The following is a 15,643-nucleotide window of genomic DNA, read 5'->3' as shown; positions in this document are numbered from 1 at the left end:
ATGCTCTATTCCGCGCCGCGCTGGCTCGATGCGGGGGAGGCGGCGCTGGTCGTCGAATTCGGCGACAGCGTCGATCCGGCGATCAACGCCCGCGTGCTGGAGCTCGACGCCGCTCTGCGCGCCGCGCCGCTCGAGGGGATCGTCGAGACGGTCCCGACCTATCGCTCGCTGATGATCCATTACGAACCCCTGGAGCTCCCCCGCGCGACGCTCGTCGCTCACGCGCAGGCGCTGTCGATGAGGGGCCCGGCGCCCGCCTCCCCCTCGAGGGGGGAGGTCGATCGCCGAAGGCGATCGGGAGGGGGCGACGCCCCGGGTCTCTGGGTCGTCCCCTGCTGCTATGAGCCGCCGCTGGCGGAGGATATCGACGCCGCGGGCGAAGTCTTGTCGCTTTCCCGCGAGCGGCTCGCGGAGTTGCACGCCGGCGCCCTCTATCGCGCTTATATGTACGGCTTCGCGCCGGGCTGGTGCTATCTCGGCGGCCTGGCGAGCGCCCTTGCTCTGCCTCGTCGAGCCGCGCCGCGCGGGCCGACGCCGCGGGGCGCCGTGCTCATCGGCGGCGGGCTATCGCTGATCGGGGCCGCGCCCATGCCGACCGGCTGGTATGTGATCGGCCGCACGCCCGAGCGCCTGTTCGCCCTCGACCGCGACCCGCCCTTCCTCTTCGACGCCGGCGATGCGATCCGCTTCGAGCCGGTCGACCGGCCGGCCTTCGAGCGGCTCGAGGAAAGGGCGGAGGGGGGCGAGATCGTCTCGCGGCTCGAGGCGGGGGCGGCGCCGTGACGGCGGCGCTGCGCATCCGTTCCGCCGGGCCGGGCGTCACCGTGCAGGACGCCGGCCGGTTCGGATTTCTGCGCTATGGCGTGACTCCCGCCGGGCCCATGGACGCGGGCGCGCTCGCCGCCGCCAATCTCGCCGTCGGCGCCGGCGTGGGCGCTGCGGCGATCGAGGTCTCGCTCGGCGGCCTCGAGCTCGAGGCGGAAGGCGGGACGATCGGCCTCGCCGTCGCCGGCGGCGCCTTCGATCTGCGGCTCGACGGCCAAGCTCTGCCGCCCGCCTGCCGGCTGGCGCTGGAGCCTGGGGCGCGCCTCTCGATCCGCCACGGCGCCGCGGGCGCCTGGTGCTATGTCGCCGTGGCCGCGCGGCTCGATCTGCCGCTCGCCCTCGGCTCGCTCGCCACACACGCGCGCTCGGGGCTCGGCGGGCTGGCGGGACGGGGCCTCGCCGCCGGCGACCGTCTCGCCCTCGCCGAGGTTCGGGAGCCGCCCTCGGAGCTTCTGGCGATCGAGGCGCCCTGGCTCGCGCCGGGAGCCGCGCCTATCCGTGTGATTCTCGGGCCGCAGCATGGCCGCTTCACCGAAGCGGCGCTGCGCGCCTTCACCGAAACGCCTTGGCGTCTCTCTCCGCGCAGTGATCGCATGGCCTATCGGCTGGAAGGCGCGGCGCTCGCTCATTCGGACGGCCATGACATCGTCTCGGACGGCGTCGCGCTCGGCGCGATCCAGGTTCCAGGCGACGGCGCGCCGCTCGTCCTGATGGCGGATCGCCAGCCGACCGGCGGCTATCCCAAGATCGCCAATGTGATCGGCGCCGATATCGGCCGGCTCGCGCAGAAGCGGCCGGGAGAGACCATCGCTTTCGAGGCTGTCTCGGTCGAGGAGGCGGTGGCGCTGCGCCGCGCCCGCCGCGAGGCGATCGCCTCCGGGGTCGTCTTGCGGCCTCCGGCTCCCGAGCTGACGCCCGAATTCCTGCTCGCCGCCAATCTCATCGGCGGCGTCGCCGACGCGAGGCAGGGCTGAGCCCGCTCGCGGGAGAAGGCATGGCGGTTGCGACGTCCTGTCCAATGGGCATGCCGAGCAGGGCCAGGCGTCCTCAGTCGATCGCCGGCTCGAGGCGGGCGGGCGTCGGGCTCTCCCCGCGCGCATGAGCCGCCTCGGCGGCAGGGACGGGCGCCGGCGCGGCGGCGCGCGACGCGCGCCAAGCGGCGACACGCCGCCACCAGGGCTCGCCGACATGGAGATGGCGGCGCAGCGGCGTCTTCATGATGGCCAGCACCAGGCCGATGCTGAACAGGCACCACACCGCCGGCCATTCATTGATGTTGGAGGTGGTGAGGCTCGCGGCGAAGGGGCCCGCCACATAGGAGAACAGAGTGAAGCGCCAGCTGCCGATCAGCGCCGGCGTGAAGAAGGCGAGCAGCGGATAGGCGAGATAGCCGCGCCCGAGATAGGCGTTGTCGGCCATGCTGTTGCCGATGCCGTTGGTCGGCACCAGCCAGGCGAGATGCCATTCGCCGCGCACGGTGCACAGGAACTCGCCGCAGAGCGGCCGGCCCGGCTGGCAGTGCCCGGCCCATTGGAACGGATAGAGCTGCACCAGCATGGTGATCGCGCCGACGAAGCAGGCGGCGAAAACGATCGGCGCGACGCGCTTCGCAGCCTCCTTCGGCATGAAATACAGCGCCACGGCGTTGATGAAGAACGGCTGGAACGTGATGTGCAAATAGCCGAACAATGTCATCATCTGATTGAGCGGCGAATCGCACTGGCCGATCACCGAATAGCTGACCGCCTGAAGCGCCTCCATGCTCGAGAAATAGAGGAGGCATCCCCAGAGCGCCAAAGGCTCTTTCTTGACCGCGCTATAGACCGCTCCGGCGACGCCGACCGTCGCCAGCGCCGTAGACGCTTCCCCACTCCAGCACATGGAATGTACCCTGTCTTTCTTCTAGTTGTGGCTCAGATAGACGGTTTCGGCGCGGCTGTCGAGCGCCGTCCCCGTTCCGGCCGGCGCTGGTCTTCGACGCAGCCGGGCTCGCCCGTCCCGGCGGCCGGCGCGCCAGCGGCCGAGCTCGCGGCTTAACCGCCCGTTAACCGGCTCGGCCGAGAGTGGCGCGACAACAGCCCGTCGGTTCTGCGGAGCGCCCATGCCGATCATCGCCGCAAAGCCTTTCGCGGCTTTCGTCTCGCCCGGATCGCGGCGCGCGGCCTTCGTCGTCGCCTCGGTCGCCGTCGGAACGGCGGCGGGCTTCGTCCTCGGCTCGCGCACGGGGGTGAAAGACGCGCTCGAGGCCGGCCAGAGCATAGACGCGGAAACGCTGTCCAAGGCGCTCGCCTGGAAGCCGGAGGTCGCCTCGATCGATCTGCGCCGGCGGCGCGAGATCGCTCAATTGCTCGATGATGCGCGCTCGGCCCGCGCACAGATCGAATCGCTGCGCCACGAGCGTGAGGCGCTGCGCGCCGGCGAGCGTCTGCGCGCCCTCGAATCCGCGCGCGAGGCGGGCGCGGCGCGTCTCGACCGGCTGGAGGCGCGCCTCTCGCGGTTCGAGCGCACGCAGCTCGATCCGACGCCGACGGGCTCCGTGCCGAAAGCGGCCGAGCGAAAGGAGCCGTCGCCGCCTCCCCGGCCTGCCGCGGAGCGGCCCAGATCGCTCGTCAAGGCGGGCAAGGACGGCGGTTGAACCGGCTCGGCCTGCGTCATCCGAACGTCACATTGCTTCGTCACTGCCTGTCGGCGGCGCCCCCGGCGCGTCCCTTCGTCCCGCTTCCGGAAACGCGCGCCCATGCCGACAAGCTTCGCCTCGCCCGGCCGCCGGACGCTGCCCAATCTGTGGGACATTATCGCGCTCGGCCTCGTTCTCGGCGTGTTCGCGCTGGCCGCTTTCGGCTCGCGCGGCATGGCGCTGCCGCTCGAGGCGCCGGAGACGGCGCAACTCACCCTCGACTATTCGGCGCTGCCCTATTACGGCCTGCGCACGACGTTGCGCATGTTCGTGGCGATCTTCGCGTCGCTCCTCTTCACCTTGACTTATGCGACATTGGCGGCCAAGAGCCGCCGCGCCGAAATGCTGCTGATCCCGCTGCTCGACGTGCTGCAGTCGGTGCCGGTGCTCGGCTTCCTGTCTTTCACCGTCACTTTCTTTCTCGGCCTCTTCCCGGGTTCGACGCTCGGCGCCGAGGGCGCGGCGATCTTCGCCATATTCACGAGCCAGGCCTGGAACATGGCCTTCTCCTTCCACCAGTCGCTGCGCACGGTTCCGCGCGATCTCGAAGAGGTCGCGACCGGCTTCGGCCTCACGCCCTGGCAGAAATTCTGGCAGCTCGAGGCGCCCTTCGCCATGCCGGGGCTCGTGTGGAACACGATGATGTCGATGTCGGGCGGCTGGTTCTTCGTCGTCGCCTCGGAGGCGATCACGGTCGGCGACGTGAATGTGCGGCTTCCGGGCGTCGGCTCCTATCTCGCGCTCGCGATCGAGGCGCGGCGCATCGACTGCGTCGTCGCGGCGGTGGTCGCGGTGGCGCTGATCATTCTCGCTTATGATCAACTGCTGTTCCGCCCCATCGTCGCCTTCGCGGGAAAGTTCCGCGTCGAGCTCTCCGCCGCGCAGGTCGAGGCGGATTCTTGGGTGCGCGATCTCTTCATGCGCACGCGCTGGCTACGCGCCGTCGCGGCCTGGCCCGCGGGCGCGCTGCGCAGGGTCTCCTTGTGGCGGATGAGGCCGCCCTTCGCCGTGCGGCGCCCGCCGCGGAGCCGCGTGGCGTCGGCCGCGTTCGACGTCCTGTGGTTTGCCGCGATCGGCGCGTTGTTCTTCTATTCGCTGCATCTCGTCGTCGCCTTCGTGCGCGGCGCCGTGACGATCGACGAGCTTCGTCATGTCGCGCTGCTGACGCTGATCACCATGACGCGCGTCGTTGTCTTGATCGCGCTCGCGACGGCGGTGTGGGTTCCTGTCGGCGTATGGATCGGCCTGCGTCCGCGCATCGCCGAGAAGGTTCAGCCGCTCGCGCAATTCCTCGCCGCCTTTCCGGCCAATGTGCTGTTTCCGATCGCCGTCGTCGGCATCGTCACATTTCGGCTCGACCCGGACATATGGCTGTCGCTGCTGATCATCTTCGGCACGCAATGGTATATTCTCTTCAACGTCGTCGCCGGCGCCGCCGCCTTTCCCAACGATCTGCGCGAGGCCTGCGCCAATTTCCGCATTCGCGGCTTCGCCTGGTGGAAGAATGTGATTCTGCCGGCGATCTTTCCCTATTATGTGACCGGCGCGCTCACCGCCTCGGGCGGTTCGTGGAACGCCTCCATCGTCGCCGAATATGTGAAATGGGGCGACGACACGATCGCGGCGCACGGGATCGGCGCCTATATCGCCGAGGCGACCGCCGAAGGCGATTATCCGAAGATCGTGCTCGGCGTCTCGATGATGAGCGTCTGCGTCATTCTGTTCAACCGGCTGTTCTGGCGCCGCCTGTTCGGCTTCGTCGAACGTCGCCTGCGTCTCTCGTGAGGGCCGACGCCGTGACCACTCCGCTGCTCGAGCTGAGACATGTCTCGCAATCCTATGGACGCGCCGGCGGCGAGCGCGGCGCGCTCGTGCTCGACGATGTGTCGCTGACGCTCGATCCGGGCGAGATCGTCGCGCTGCTCGGGCGCTCGGGCTGCGGCAAGTCTTCGCTGCTGCGCATCGTCTCGGGGCTCGCGCGCCCCGTTTCGGGCGACGTCCTCTATCGCGGAGCGCCGGTCGACGGACCGGTCGACGGCGTCGCCATGGTGTTCCAGAGCTTCGCGCTGTTCCCCTGGCTCTCCGTTCTCGCCAATGTGGAGCTCGGCCTGCGCGCCAAGGGCGTGCGCGAAGCGGATGCGCGGCGGCGCGCGCTGCAGGCGATCGACATCATCGGCCTCGACGGATTCGAGAACGCCTTTCCGAAGGAAATTTCCGGCGGCATGCGCCAGCGCGTCGGCTTCGCGCGCGCGCTCGTCGTGGCGCCGAGCCTTCTGTTGATGGATGAGCCTTTCTCGGCGCTCGACGTGCTGACCGCGGAGACCCTGCGCACCGATCTGCTCGATCTCTGGGTCGAAGGACGCATGCCGATCAAATCGATCCTGATGGTGACGCATAATATCGAGGAGGCGGTGCTGATGTGCGACCGCATCGTCGTGCTCTCCTCCAATCCCGGCCGCATAGCGGCGGAGATCGCGGTGACGCTCGCTCATCCGCGCAATCGTCTCGATCCCGAATTCCGCCAATTCGTCGACCAGATCTATGCTCTGATGACGCGCCGCGCGGAGCCCGCGAAGACGCGCGAGACGAGCTTCCCCGGACTTGGACTAGGCATGGCGCTGCCGACCGTCTCGACCAACACGCTCGCCGGCATGATCGAGGAGATCGCCGCGCCGCCCTATGACGGCAAGGCCGATCTGCCGGCGCTCGCCGACAGCCTGCAGCTCGAGATCGACGATCTCTTTCCCGTCGCCGAGACGCTGCAATTGCTGCGCTTCGCCGAGCTCGCCGAGGGCGACATCAAGCTGACGCAGGCCGGCCGGCGCTTCGCCGAGATGGACGTCGACCAGCGCAAGAAGCTGTTCGGCGACCATCTGCTCGCCTATGTGCCGCTCGCCCAGCGCATCCGCCGCGTGCTCGACGAGCGCCCGTCGCATTATGCGCCGGCGACGCGATTCCGCGAGGAGCTCGAGGATTATATGAGCGAGGACTATGCGGAGATGACGCTGCGGAGCGTCACCACCTGGGGCCGTTACGGCGAGATTTTCGCCTATGACGAAGGCGCGCAGGCCTTCAGCCTGGAAAATCCCCAATGATCCCGGGTCGCGGACGGCGCGGCTCGCGACCCGCTTCGGGCGTTCCGATCACCGCACGCGCGTCAATTGTCCGCGCAGCGCGCCTTCGGGATGCTTCGACGTGTGGATGTTGAAATACCACATGCCGTTCTCGAGCTGCTTGACCTGCTGCGCGCTGAGCGTCGCCTGACCCTCGATTTTGCCGCCGGCGGCGTCGACCGGGAGCACCGGAGCGGCGTTCTCGCCCGGCCCCGCGGGGCCGTGGAAATGCGCCTGGGTCTCTTCGCTCTGCAAGCCTCTGTAATGACCCTTCCAGGTGATCTTCTTCGCATCGGGATCGAGCTTGACCTCGATTTCTCCCATGCCCTTGCTTCCGCTCGGCGGATTCTCGGCGCCGCCGGTGAGGTCGCCTTTGAACATGATGACTTCGGCCATGGCCGGAGCGGCCGAGAGGACGAGCGCGAGGGTCGCCGCGAGCGACAGGTTTCTCGATGCGTTCCTGGACATTTCTGGACCTCCTGTGTCAAATGGCGGAAGAACGCCCCCGAGGCGCCTCCACCTAACGCGCCGGCGTCCGGCATCAAGCCGGCGCTCGCCCGGAGGGGCGGACGGAAGCGCCCGATCGATCAGACGACAATCCCAGGACGCGCATCATGGCCGACCCGTTCAACGACATCAGCCTCGACGATCTGAAGAGCGGCCTCGCCGACGGCTCGATCATCCTCATCGATGTGCGCGAGGCGGAGGAATACGCCTCCGGACACATCGCGGGCGCGCTGTTCAATCCGCTCTCGCGTTTCGATCCGACGCTGATCCCGCGGCCCGGAGACAATCAGAAGGTCGTCGTCTATTGCCGTTCCGGCAAGCGTTCGGTGAGCGCGATGGAGCAGGCGCGCCTGTTCGGCCGCCGCGATGTGAACACGCATTTCGGCGGCGGCATTCTCGGCTGGCAGAAGGCGGGCGAGCCGGTCGTGCAGGGCATGTGACCTCCTCGCGGAGGACGCCGCCGTCTCGGGACGCCGTCATGGCGGCCCTCGCGGGCGATCGCCGCCTCGGCGCCCGACGCGGTGTTGCTCGACCTCGGCTTTCCCGACAGGGACGGCAAGGAGGTTCTGGCGCAAGCTCGCGCGTTCCCGTCTTGATCCTCTCCGCGCGACCGCGAGCAGGAGAAGATCGACGCGCTCGACGACGACTATGTGGAGACCTTCTCGATCGGCGAATGGCTCGCGCGGCTGCGGCGCTGCCACGGCGCGCGTGACACGAGCCCGGCGGCCGAGGCGGAGAGCTTCGGTCTGCGGATCGACCTCGCCGATCGCTCGTGACCAGGAACGGCGCGCCTGTGAAGCTCACGTTTCGTCGAGGCGTGACCGGCGCGGAAAAACAGCCCTTCGCCCTGAGGAGCCCGCGGAGCGGGCGTCTCGAAGGGCGTTGCCGCCGCGCCCTCTGAGCATCCCTCGAGGCTTTTCGCCTTCGGCGAAAAGCGCCTCGGGCGAGGGGATCGTCGGCGCGCTCACAGCGCCTTGCGGCACACCCAGCGGGTGACATGGCCGCGCACGCCATAGCCTTCGTCGATCTCGACTTCGACCGCGCGGCAGACATCCTTGGCCGGAGCTTCGCGCAGGGTTTCGGGCGCGGGCTCCGCCGCGGCCGGAATCGCGACGCCGCGCGCGAGCAGCGCCTTGCCCGCCGCAAGGCCCGCGATCACGGCGAGAAGGCCGAGCGACATCCGCACGGCGGACCCGGTCTGGACGGGACGAGAAGCGAATTCGGTCATGGCGAAAGTCATGTGTTTTCCCCCGGTCTCGGCGCGGGCTTTCTGCGCCCGTCGTCGTTTCGTCTATGACCACGGCTTCTACGGCTCGGGCGGGGCGGCGGCTGTGCGCTGGCGCACAAGACGCGCGGCGCCGAGATTGCTTGGTCCCCGGCAGTCTTTGGAACGGCTGTAAGCAGGAGGAGGCGGTATGGAGCCGGTTCGCGAAATCTTCGCCGTTTGCCACGTGAACGACGTCGCCAAACGGCGGGCCGTCGGCTATGTGCTGGCCCGTGTCGACGAGAAAGGGAAGACCGTCCCCTTTCCGATCGTCATCGTGCGCCACGTCGGCAAATACTATGCCTATGTGAATCGCTGTCCGCATCAGAACAGCCGGCTCGACTTCGAGCCGAAATCCTTCTTCGATCCCACGCAGCGCTTCCTGCTCTGCGGCAAGCATGGGGCGCAATTCGACATACCGACCGGCGTCTGCAACGACGGCCCCTGCGTCGGCGCACAGCTCGAGAAGGTCGAGCTGGTGATCGACGAGGAGGAGGTGTGCATCGCCGGCGTGCAGATCGCCGAGGAGGACGGACTCGACCGCGAGGAGAACGACATCTATCCAGAGGTCGTCATCACTTCCGACTGAGCCGGCCTCTTTCGTCCGCAGTCGTGCACGGCTAAAAGAGCCCGTCCGGCATCGGTGCATGGCGGAGAGGATCGATGAAGACGGCGCTCGTCGTGCGGCATGTGGCGTTCGAGGATCTCGGCTCCTTCGCCGAGCCGCTCGCGGAGGCCGGATATGGTCTCCGCTATGTGGAGGCGGGACGCGACGCGCTTCCCGCCGACGCGGACAAGGCCGATCTGCTCGTCCTTCTCGGCGGTCCGATCGGCGTCTATCAGAGCGGCGATTATCCTTTTCTCGCCGACGAGATCGACTTAGCGCGCCGCCGCCTGTCGCGGGACGCGCCGACACTCGGAATCTGCCTCGGAAGCCAGCTGATGGCGGCGGCGCTCGGCGCGCGGGTCTATCCGGGCGCGGCGGGCAAAGAGATCGGCTTCGCGCCGATCGCGCCGACCCCGGACGGGCTCGCCAGCGCGCTCGTCGAACTGGTCGAGCCGGAGGCCGACGTGCTGCACTGGCATGGCGACACATTCGACCTGCCCGCGAATGCGCGCCGACTCGCCTCTTCGCAGCTCTATGAGAATCAGGCGTTCGCGATCGGCCGCCGCGGCCTCGCCCTGCAATTTCATCCCGAGGCGGAAGCGGCCGGACTCGAGAGCTGGTTCATCGGACATACGGCCGAACTCGCCGCGGCCGGCGTCTCCATTCCCGCCCTCAGGGCCGAAGCGGCGACAAAGGCGCCCGGGTTGAGCGCGCGCAGCCGGCGTTTCCTGTCGCGCTGGCTGCGCGAGATCGCCGCCTGAGCCCGGCGGCGCCGTCGACGCCGCCGGACGGGGGCGCTCAGCCGCGCACGGAGACCTTGCGGTACGGATCGTCGCGATTGGTCTGGAAGGCGTGGCCGAATTCCGTCTTCGCCCATTCGACCGTCTCCGGCGCGCCGAATTTGAGCGAGGTGACGGTGATCGGGAAATCCTTGGTGGCGGAGATGCTCCCGAGCTTGACCTCCGTCGCGCCGGGACCGACCGACAAATCGGCGACCGGCGCGCCGTCCGCCTTGAAGAGGCGCGCCCAACCCGGCGTGCCGATGCCCGTCGCCGTCACCGTCCCCTCGACGAACAACGGCGCGACCACGCCTTCCCCGCCCGGATCGGGGCCGAAGGCCGGAGCGGCGAATGTGAAGGTCGCGAGCACTTCGCTGCGGGTGATCGCATGGTCCGGTCCGATGGGCCGCCCGGTCGAGTACAGGACCAGTTTTCCGCCGTCGAGCGCCGCCTTGATGTCGTCGGGCGTCGCCGACGCGAAAGCCTCCGCCAGTCTCATATCGCCTACTCCTCCTTTGCTGGGCATGCCGTCTTTGCGACAAAAGCGACATGCGGAAAGGACTTTGGGCAGGCGATCGCAATTGTCGTGCCGCCGATCCCGGCACGATGCGCGAGACGGCCGGCCGGCGCGTCAGCCGCCGAACAGCTTCTCGAAAATATTCTTCTCCTCGGCAGGAGCGGCGCGGCGCGGCCGCTGACGCGCGTCGGGAATATTGGCCGGCGGCAGCAGCGCCTCGAGCCCATGCACGGCGCCGCCCGGCTCCTCGGCCTCCGCGGTCCGCGCCGCCCGGGCGTCGCGCGCGCGACGCGGCTGCTCGGCCGGCTCGTCGGAGGAGAACAGGCCGAGCAGCGGCGCGAAGGGCGAGGCGTTCTCCGCGGCGGCCTGCCGCCACTGGCCCGAGGGAAGCGCGGCGACCGGCACGCCCTGATGCGCCGCCTTCATGAAGCGGCTCCACACCTCGACCGGCAGATTGCCGCCCGAGACCTTCCTCGTCGGCGAATTATCGTCATTGCCGAGCCAGACGCCGGCGACGAGATGCGGCGTATAGCCGATGAACCAGGCGTCGCGGAAATCCTGGCTGGTGCCGGTCTTGCCGGCCGCGCGCCAGCCGGGCAGCTCCGCCTTGCGCGCCGTGCCGGCGGAGAGCGTCTCCTCCATCATCATGTTCATCATCGCTACATATTGCGGCTCGATGACGCGGCCGTTGCTCGAGCCCTTGCGGGCGTAGAGCTGCTTGCCGGAGGCGGTCCGCACCCTCGAGATGATGTGCGTCTGCACGCCGATCCCGCCATTGGCGAAAGGGGCATAGGCGGAGACGAGCTCGAGCGGCGTCACCTCGGACGTGCCGAGCGAGATGGAGGCGTTGGGCTGCAGCTCGGAGACGACGCCGAGCCGATGCGCCGTCTTCACCACCGTCTTGGGGCCGACCTCGAGGCCGATCCGCACCGCCACGGTGTTGAGCGAGAGAGCGAGCGCCCGGGTCAGCGAGACCGGGCCGAAATATTCGCGGCTGTAGTTCTCCGGCTGCCAGCCCTTCACATTGATCGGCCCGTCCTCGCGGATCGTGTCGGGCGTCAGCCCATGCTCGAGCCCGGCGAGATAGACGAAGGGCTTGAAGGCGGAGCCCGGCTGGCGCTTGGCGGAGACGGCGCGGTCGAACTGGCTGTCGGCGTAATTGCGGCCGCCGACCAGCGCCCGGATCGCGCCATTGGGATCGAGCGCCACCAGCGCGCCCTGCGACACGCCGAATTTGTCGCCTTTCTTGTCGAGCTCGTCGGCGAGCGCCTTTTCGGCGGCGTCCTGCAGGCGGCGGTTCAGCGTCGTGGTGACGACGATGTCCTGATCGATCGCGCCGATCGTGTCGTCGAGCATGTCCATCACATAATCGGCGGCGTAATTCGCCGAGCCGGCGGCCTGGTCGCGGCGCGCGCGCGCCGGATGGGAGAGGGCGACCTTGGCCATCGACTCGCTGATATGGCCTTCCTGCGCCATGGCGGTGAGGACCTGACCCGCTCGCTCGCTCGCGCCTTCCGGATTGCGGTCGGGCGCGAGCTTGCTCGGCGCCTTCATCAGCCCGGCGAGCACGGCGGCTTCGGAGAGGGTGACGGCGCTCGCCGGATGGCCGAAATAGCGCTGCGCCGCCGCCTCCACGCCATAGGCGCCGGAGCCGAAATAGACTCGGTTGAGATAGAGCTCGAGGATCTGGTCCTTGGAATATTTGTGCTCGAGCCAGAGCGCGAGGATCGCCTCCTGGATCTTGCGCGAGACCGTGCGCTCCTGGGTGAGGAACAGATTTTTGGCGAGCTGCTGGGTGATGGTCGAGCCGCCCTGCATCGCGCCATGGCCGACGATATTGCGGGTGAGCGCGCGCGCGATCCCGACCGGGTCTATGCCCCAATGCGAATAGAAACGCCGGTCCTCGATCGCGACGAAGGCCTTGGGCAGATAGGCGGGCAGGTTCCTGAGGCGCACCGCGGCGCCGCCGGTGTCGCCGCGATTGGCGAGCAATTCGCCGTCCGAGGCGAGAATGGCGATATTGGGCGGCCGCTTGGGCACGGCGAGCGTGTCGATCGGCGGCAGCTGCGCGGCGTGATAGGCGGCGAGCCCGGCGGCGCCGATCCCGCCCCAGATCGAGGCGACGAGCCCCCAATAGACGAGGCCGCCGAGGAGCGAGCCCCTGCGCCGCTTGGGCGGCGGAGGCGGGGGAGCCTCCTCCGCGGCCGGGGCCTTGGCCTTGCGTTTCGCCATGCCGATGCTCTCGCTAGGGTCGGCGCGAAGTTCGCCGGGCCCGTCCTCCGCGAATCGTGGCTCGCGTCGCCGCTTCTCGCGCGTCATAGGTCGCTTCGCCGCCGCCGGCGCTCCGCTGCTTCCGATGGGTCTTGCGCGACGATAGACTTAAACCGGCCGATTTAAGGGCCGGTAAAGCGCGGGGAGGGGATCGGCTCACGTGGGCGGCGTCGGCGACGCCGCGAGACTTGCGGGCCGATGCCCAGGAGCGGACATTCACGGCAAAGGCTCGCCCGCGTATTCGACGAGGCGGAAGCCTCCGCTCGTCCTATGCAGATTTTGCTCGAAAGGTCGCACCCTCGTGAGAAAGGCGCTGGCACATGCAAAAGCCCGCCGGCGAGGTGGCCACGCGGCCTTTGCGAGTTCCATATAACAAGCTTATGCGCGAGGACGGAGTCGCCCCGTGCCCCGCAAATCGGGGATTCACAAGGATGGGCGGCTTCGCTAGTCTTTTTAGCTCATCAGCAAATCGAGGGCTTTTGAGTGGCCGCTCGCCAAGTGCCGCCAACATCGAGGAAAGCGCCAAGTATGGTTTTTGTTACCGAGGCACAGATTCAATTCGGTCAGCGCATTGGGCTTGATCTGGCAGGCAAGTCCATCGGCGTCGCACGAGCCATGATAGAGGACGCGATTGATCGCCAGTTTTTTGGTTACAACGATCTAGGTATGCCGACGCCGAAGCAGATTGAGCTTGCTCGGAAATTTGACCACGACATATCGACAGTTTCCCGCCGTGTAGGGGATGCGATCATTGATGACATCATGACGCAATTGAACCTTGAGGCTATTGTAAGTCAGCATCTTGCGCCGGACGTCGTAGTGACAAACAAACATGACCAATTAGGCAGAAAGTTCGTTATTTCCTCAATCACTGAAGACGGGACGGTCTATTTTCGCGGAGGCAATGGCGCTAGAGCATGGGCGCGCAGCCTTATACGCGCCGACGATTAATTGTCGCGACGAGCAAAACTCAAGACATTCGCAACACCTGCCGCGCCCTTGCTTTTCAATGGCTTCCGGTGTGCAAAAGACAGGCGCGAAATGCGAGTCTATTCCGTGCGCGTGACGCGGCCGAGACGGCGTAGCCGATGCATTCTCACCACCCTGTCGCGGACATGGGCGAAGAAGCGCGGCGGCAGCATTCCGTAGACGATGCTGGAAAGGTCGCCGTTGACGGCAGGGCGCAAATCCGGCCCCGGCCAGACGAAATCGTTCGTCTCCGTCAGCACGATCCACGAGCGTTCGGAGTCCAGTCCGAGGCGCTGCTTGGTGACGGCTGGAATTTCGACGGCTTCCGTGGCGTCGACGGGCGGCGAGTGGGGGATCGGCAGGACGCGGACGAGCGGCGCTTCGCCGGGTTCGCCCGCAAGAACGAGGACGATGGCGCAGGGGCGATCCTTCACGCCTTCTTCTCTTCCTTCGCGCGCCTCTCGTTTCCAGAGATATGAGTAGCGGATAACCAGACCGGGACAGGGAACCGGCCAGCTCACGGCTTCCAGTCTTTCAACTCTTCGTCGAGACGCTCATAGCCGGCGGGGACTTCCGCCTTGGCGATCAGCGCAATATCTTCGTCGCTAAGGTCTTCGATCAGCAGCACGCGGCGGTCGCGGCGCTTCAAGCGCCGGTATTCGTCGACCGAGAGCAGCACGCAGCTTTCGCGCCCGTTCCGCGTCACCGCGACCGGCTCGCGCAACGCGATGTCCTGATAGCGTCCGATATTGCGCTGAAAATCGGCGGCGGAGACTTTGAGCACGCGCTTCACCCTCCCTTCATGCATATCACATAATCTATGCAATCTGCATGAGGTTGTCGAGTGCGAGGGGACCGATAGGGACCGATAACCGCCTCTTGCGCGACGCGCCCGGGCTTGTCAAAGTCCGACTCTTGTAATTCGAAGGGCGGCACAGGCAGAGCGCTATGAAGATCACCATCGAAAGGGCGGCGCTGCTGCGCGCGCTCGGGCATGTTCACCGGGTGGTGGAGAGGCGCACGACCATTCCGATCCTCGCCAATGTGCTGCTCGACGCCGCCGAGGGCGCCCTCCTGCTGAAGGCGACCGACCTCGACCTCGAGATCACCGAGAAGGCGCCGGCCGAGATTTTGCAGAAGGGCGCGACGACGCTGCCGGCCCATACTCTCTACGACATTGTGCGCAAGCTGCCGGAGGGGGCGCAGGTCTCGCTCGAGGGGACCGGCGAGCAGGGGCTCTTCCTCTTGCGCTCGGGCCGCTCGCGCTTCCAGCTCCAGAGCCTGCCCGAGAGCGATTTTCCGGATGTGACCTCGGGCGAGTTCTCGCATCGCCTCCAGCTCGCGCCGACCGATCTCAAGAAGCTGATCCTCAAGACGCAATTCGCCATCTCCAGCGAGGAGACGCGCTATTATCTCAACGGCATTTTCCTGCATTCGACGGAGGTCGACGGCCATCAGCTGCTGCGGGCGGTCGCGACCGACGGCCACCGTCTCGCCCGCGTGGAGCTGCCGGCGCCGGCCGGGGCGGTGGGAATGCCGGGCGTCATCCTGCCGCGCAAGGCGGTCGCCGAAGTGCTGCGCCTCGTCGAGGACGCCGAGGGCGCGGTGGAGATCGAGCTCTCGGTCAACAAGATGCGCTTTTCCTTCGGTGAGACGGTGCTGACGACCAAGCTGATCGACGGCACTTTCCCCGATTACGGCCGCGTCATCCCCGCCAACAACGACAAGCGCTTGACTGTCGAGCGCGCGGTGTTTCGCGAGGCGGTCGACCGCGTCTCGACCATTTCCTCCGAGCGGGGCAGGGCGGTGAAGCTCGCGCTCGCCGACGGAAAGCTGGTGCTGTCGGTGACCAATCCCGACCAGGGCTCGGCGGTGGAGGAGATCGAGGCGGATTATGACGGGCCGCCGCTCGATATCGGCTTCAACTCCCGCTATCTGCTCGACATCGCCGACCAGCTCGACAGCGATACGGCGCTGTTCCGCCTCGCTGATCCCGGCTCGCCGACGCTGATCCAGGACCGCGACGGCGCGAGCGCGCTCTATGTGCTGATGCCGATGCGCGTGTGAGACGTTCGGACCTGGAGCATCCTTCGAGGCTTTTCGCCGAAGGCGAA

At 67.6% G+C, this 15,643-nt stretch carries 18 protein-coding genes; 11 read left to right on the top strand and 7 right to left on the bottom strand.

Features of this window, described 5'->3' with window-relative positions; translation table 11 throughout:
* The gene (locus AC6IW9_RS00300) at positions 1–783 is read left to right on the top strand and encodes a 5-oxoprolinase subunit B family protein (RefSeq protein ID WP_497767710.1); all 783 of its coding nucleotides are present in this window, start codon (positions 1–3) and stop codon (positions 781–783) included.
* Complete coding sequence (locus AC6IW9_RS00295; RefSeq protein WP_497767708.1) at positions 780–1,799, top strand: 5-oxoprolinase subunit C family protein; 1,020 nt, start codon at positions 780–782, stop codon at positions 1,797–1,799. Before AC6IW9_RS00300 ends, AC6IW9_RS00295 begins: the two co-directional genes overlap by 4 nt.
* Positions 1,800–1,872: 73 nt before the next feature.
* Here AC6IW9_RS00295 and AC6IW9_RS00290 read toward each other — a convergent pair whose 3' ends face one another.
* Positions 1,873–2,706: a DUF5765 domain-containing protein gene (locus AC6IW9_RS00290; protein WP_497767704.1), complete on the bottom strand. Its 834-nt coding sequence runs from the start codon at positions 2,704–2,706 to the stop codon at positions 1,873–1,875.
* A gap of 220 nt (positions 2,707–2,926) precedes the next feature.
* Between AC6IW9_RS00290 and AC6IW9_RS00285 the strand changes: the two genes are divergently transcribed.
* From AC6IW9_RS00285 to AC6IW9_RS00275, 3 genes are all read left to right on the top strand, one after another.
* Positions 2,927–3,460: a hypothetical protein gene (locus AC6IW9_RS00285; RefSeq protein WP_497767701.1), complete on the top strand. Its 534-nt coding sequence runs from the start codon at positions 2,927–2,929 to the stop codon at positions 3,458–3,460.
* Positions 3,461–3,562: 102 nt separating this feature from the next.
* The gene (locus AC6IW9_RS00280; protein WP_497767698.1) at positions 3,563–5,287 is read left to right on the top strand and encodes an ABC transporter permease; all 1,725 of its coding nucleotides are present in this window, start codon (positions 3,563–3,565) and stop codon (positions 5,285–5,287) included.
* A gap of 11 nt (positions 5,288–5,298) precedes the next feature.
* The gene (locus AC6IW9_RS00275; RefSeq protein WP_497767694.1) at positions 5,299–6,597 is read left to right on the top strand and encodes an ABC transporter ATP-binding protein; all 1,299 of its coding nucleotides are present in this window, start codon (positions 5,299–5,301) and stop codon (positions 6,595–6,597) included.
* Positions 6,598–6,645: 48 nt separating this feature from the next.
* Here the strand turns inward: AC6IW9_RS00275 and AC6IW9_RS00270 are convergent, their stop codons facing one another.
* Positions 6,646–7,083 carry a CHRD domain-containing protein gene (locus tag AC6IW9_RS00270; protein ID WP_497767691.1) on the bottom strand — a complete coding sequence of 146 codons (438 nt, stop codon included), beginning with the start codon at positions 7,081–7,083 and terminating at the stop codon, positions 6,646–6,648.
* 146 nt (positions 7,084–7,229) lie between these two features.
* Between AC6IW9_RS00270 and AC6IW9_RS00265 the strand changes: the two genes are divergently transcribed.
* On the top strand, positions 7,230–7,562 hold the full coding sequence (locus AC6IW9_RS00265) for a rhodanese-like domain-containing protein (RefSeq protein ID WP_497767688.1): 333 nt from the start codon (positions 7,230–7,232) through the stop codon (positions 7,560–7,562).
* Positions 7,563–7,772: 210 nt separating this feature from the next.
* Positions 7,773–7,898 carry a hypothetical protein gene (locus AC6IW9_RS00260; RefSeq protein ID WP_497767685.1) on the top strand — a complete coding sequence of 42 codons (126 nt, stop codon included), beginning with the start codon at positions 7,773–7,775 and terminating at the stop codon, positions 7,896–7,898.
* A 188-nt stretch (positions 7,899–8,086) separates the two neighbouring features.
* Here AC6IW9_RS00260 and AC6IW9_RS00255 read toward each other — a convergent pair whose 3' ends face one another.
* Complete coding sequence (locus AC6IW9_RS00255; RefSeq protein ID WP_497767683.1) at positions 8,087–8,362, bottom strand: hypothetical protein; 276 nt, start codon at positions 8,360–8,362, stop codon at positions 8,087–8,089.
* Between the two features lie 175 nt (positions 8,363–8,537).
* On the opposite strand from AC6IW9_RS00255, the gene AC6IW9_RS00250 reads away from it, so the two are divergent.
* Together AC6IW9_RS00250 and AC6IW9_RS00245 are read left to right on the top strand one after the other, a co-directional pair.
* Positions 8,538–8,975 (top strand): Rieske (2Fe-2S) protein, encoded by a 438-nt coding sequence (locus AC6IW9_RS00250; protein WP_497767680.1) that lies wholly within the window; start codon positions 8,538–8,540, stop codon positions 8,973–8,975.
* Positions 8,976–9,049: 74 nt separating this feature from the next.
* On the top strand, positions 9,050–9,754 hold the full coding sequence (locus tag AC6IW9_RS00245; RefSeq protein ID WP_497767677.1) for a glutamine amidotransferase: 705 nt from the start codon (positions 9,050–9,052) through the stop codon (positions 9,752–9,754).
* A gap of 37 nt (positions 9,755–9,791) precedes the next feature.
* Here AC6IW9_RS00245 and AC6IW9_RS00240 read toward each other — a convergent pair whose 3' ends face one another.
* The gene (locus tag AC6IW9_RS00240) at positions 9,792–10,271 is read right to left on the bottom strand and encodes a hypothetical protein (protein ID WP_497767674.1); all 480 of its coding nucleotides are present in this window, start codon (positions 10,269–10,271) and stop codon (positions 9,792–9,794) included.
* A gap of 132 nt (positions 10,272–10,403) precedes the next feature.
* Positions 10,404–12,608, bottom strand: coding sequence for a transglycosylase domain-containing protein (locus tag AC6IW9_RS00235; protein ID WP_497767672.1), 2,205 nt, complete (start codon positions 12,606–12,608; stop codon positions 10,404–10,406).
* Between the two features lie 480 nt (positions 12,609–13,088).
* On the opposite strand from AC6IW9_RS00235, the gene AC6IW9_RS00230 reads away from it, so the two are divergent.
* Positions 13,089–13,511 (top strand): hypothetical protein, encoded by a 423-nt coding sequence (locus AC6IW9_RS00230; protein ID WP_497767669.1) that lies wholly within the window; start codon positions 13,089–13,091, stop codon positions 13,509–13,511.
* A 98-nt stretch (positions 13,512–13,609) separates the two neighbouring features.
* Here the strand turns inward: AC6IW9_RS00230 and AC6IW9_RS00225 are convergent, their stop codons facing one another.
* Positions 13,610–13,963 (bottom strand): hypothetical protein, encoded by a 354-nt coding sequence (locus tag AC6IW9_RS00225; RefSeq protein WP_497767666.1) that lies wholly within the window; start codon positions 13,961–13,963, stop codon positions 13,610–13,612.
* 83 nt (positions 13,964–14,046) lie between these two features.
* Complete coding sequence (locus tag AC6IW9_RS00220) at positions 14,047–14,337, bottom strand: type II toxin-antitoxin system prevent-host-death family antitoxin (protein WP_497767663.1); 291 nt, start codon at positions 14,335–14,337, stop codon at positions 14,047–14,049.
* A 140-nt stretch (positions 14,338–14,477) separates the two neighbouring features.
* Here AC6IW9_RS00220 and dnaN point away from each other — a divergent pair, with 140 nt between their 5' ends.
* Positions 14,478–15,596 carry a DNA polymerase III subunit beta gene (gene dnaN, locus AC6IW9_RS00215; protein WP_497767660.1) on the top strand — a complete coding sequence of 373 codons (1,119 nt, stop codon included), beginning with the start codon at positions 14,478–14,480 and terminating at the stop codon, positions 15,594–15,596.
* Positions 15,597–15,643 lie beyond the last annotated feature (47 nt).

This window comes from Methylosinus sp. shoA, from assembly GCF_059718125.1.
Note: the sequence above shows the minus strand (reverse complement) of the source record. Positions and strands in the feature narration are given on the sequence as shown.

Excerpts from the sequence above, each read along its gene's own strand:
- AC6IW9_RS00265 (WP_497767688.1), top strand. The coding sequence starts at position 7,230 with ATGGCCGACCCGTTCAACGACATCAGCCTCGACGATCTGAAGAGCGGC.
- AC6IW9_RS00280 (WP_497767698.1), top strand. The coding sequence starts at position 3,563 with ATGCCGACAAGCTTCGCCTCGCCCGGCCGCCGGACGCTGCCCAATCTG.
- AC6IW9_RS00300 (WP_497767710.1), top strand. The coding sequence starts at position 1 with ATGCTCTATTCCGCGCCGCGCTGGCTCGATGCGGGGGAGGCGGCGCTG.
- AC6IW9_RS00250 (WP_497767680.1), top strand. The coding sequence starts at position 8,538 with ATGGAGCCGGTTCGCGAAATCTTCGCCGTTTGCCACGTGAACGACGTC.
- AC6IW9_RS00255 (WP_497767683.1), bottom strand. The coding sequence starts at position 8,362 with ATGACTTTCGCCATGACCGAATTCGCTTCTCGTCCCGTCCAGACCGGG.
- AC6IW9_RS00270 (WP_497767691.1), bottom strand. The coding sequence starts at position 7,083 with ATGTCCAGGAACGCATCGAGAAACCTGTCGCTCGCGGCGACCCTCGCG.
- dnaN (WP_497767660.1), top strand. The coding sequence starts at position 14,478 with ATGAAGATCACCATCGAAAGGGCGGCGCTGCTGCGCGCGCTCGGGCAT.
- AC6IW9_RS00235 (WP_497767672.1), bottom strand. The coding sequence starts at position 12,608 with ATGACGCGCGAGAAGCGGCGACGCGAGCCACGATTCGCGGAGGACGGG.
- AC6IW9_RS00285 (WP_497767701.1), top strand. The coding sequence starts at position 2,927 with ATGCCGATCATCGCCGCAAAGCCTTTCGCGGCTTTCGTCTCGCCCGGA.
- AC6IW9_RS00220 (WP_497767663.1), bottom strand. The coding sequence starts at position 14,337 with ATGCATGAAGGGAGGGTGAAGCGCGTGCTCAAAGTCTCCGCCGCCGAT.
- AC6IW9_RS00230 (WP_497767669.1), top strand. The coding sequence starts at position 13,089 with ATGGTTTTTGTTACCGAGGCACAGATTCAATTCGGTCAGCGCATTGGG.
- AC6IW9_RS00290 (WP_497767704.1), bottom strand. The coding sequence starts at position 2,706 with ATGTGCTGGAGTGGGGAAGCGTCTACGGCGCTGGCGACGGTCGGCGTC.
- AC6IW9_RS00240 (WP_497767674.1), bottom strand. The coding sequence starts at position 10,271 with ATGAGACTGGCGGAGGCTTTCGCGTCGGCGACGCCCGACGACATCAAG.
- AC6IW9_RS00245 (WP_497767677.1), top strand. The coding sequence starts at position 9,050 with ATGAAGACGGCGCTCGTCGTGCGGCATGTGGCGTTCGAGGATCTCGGC.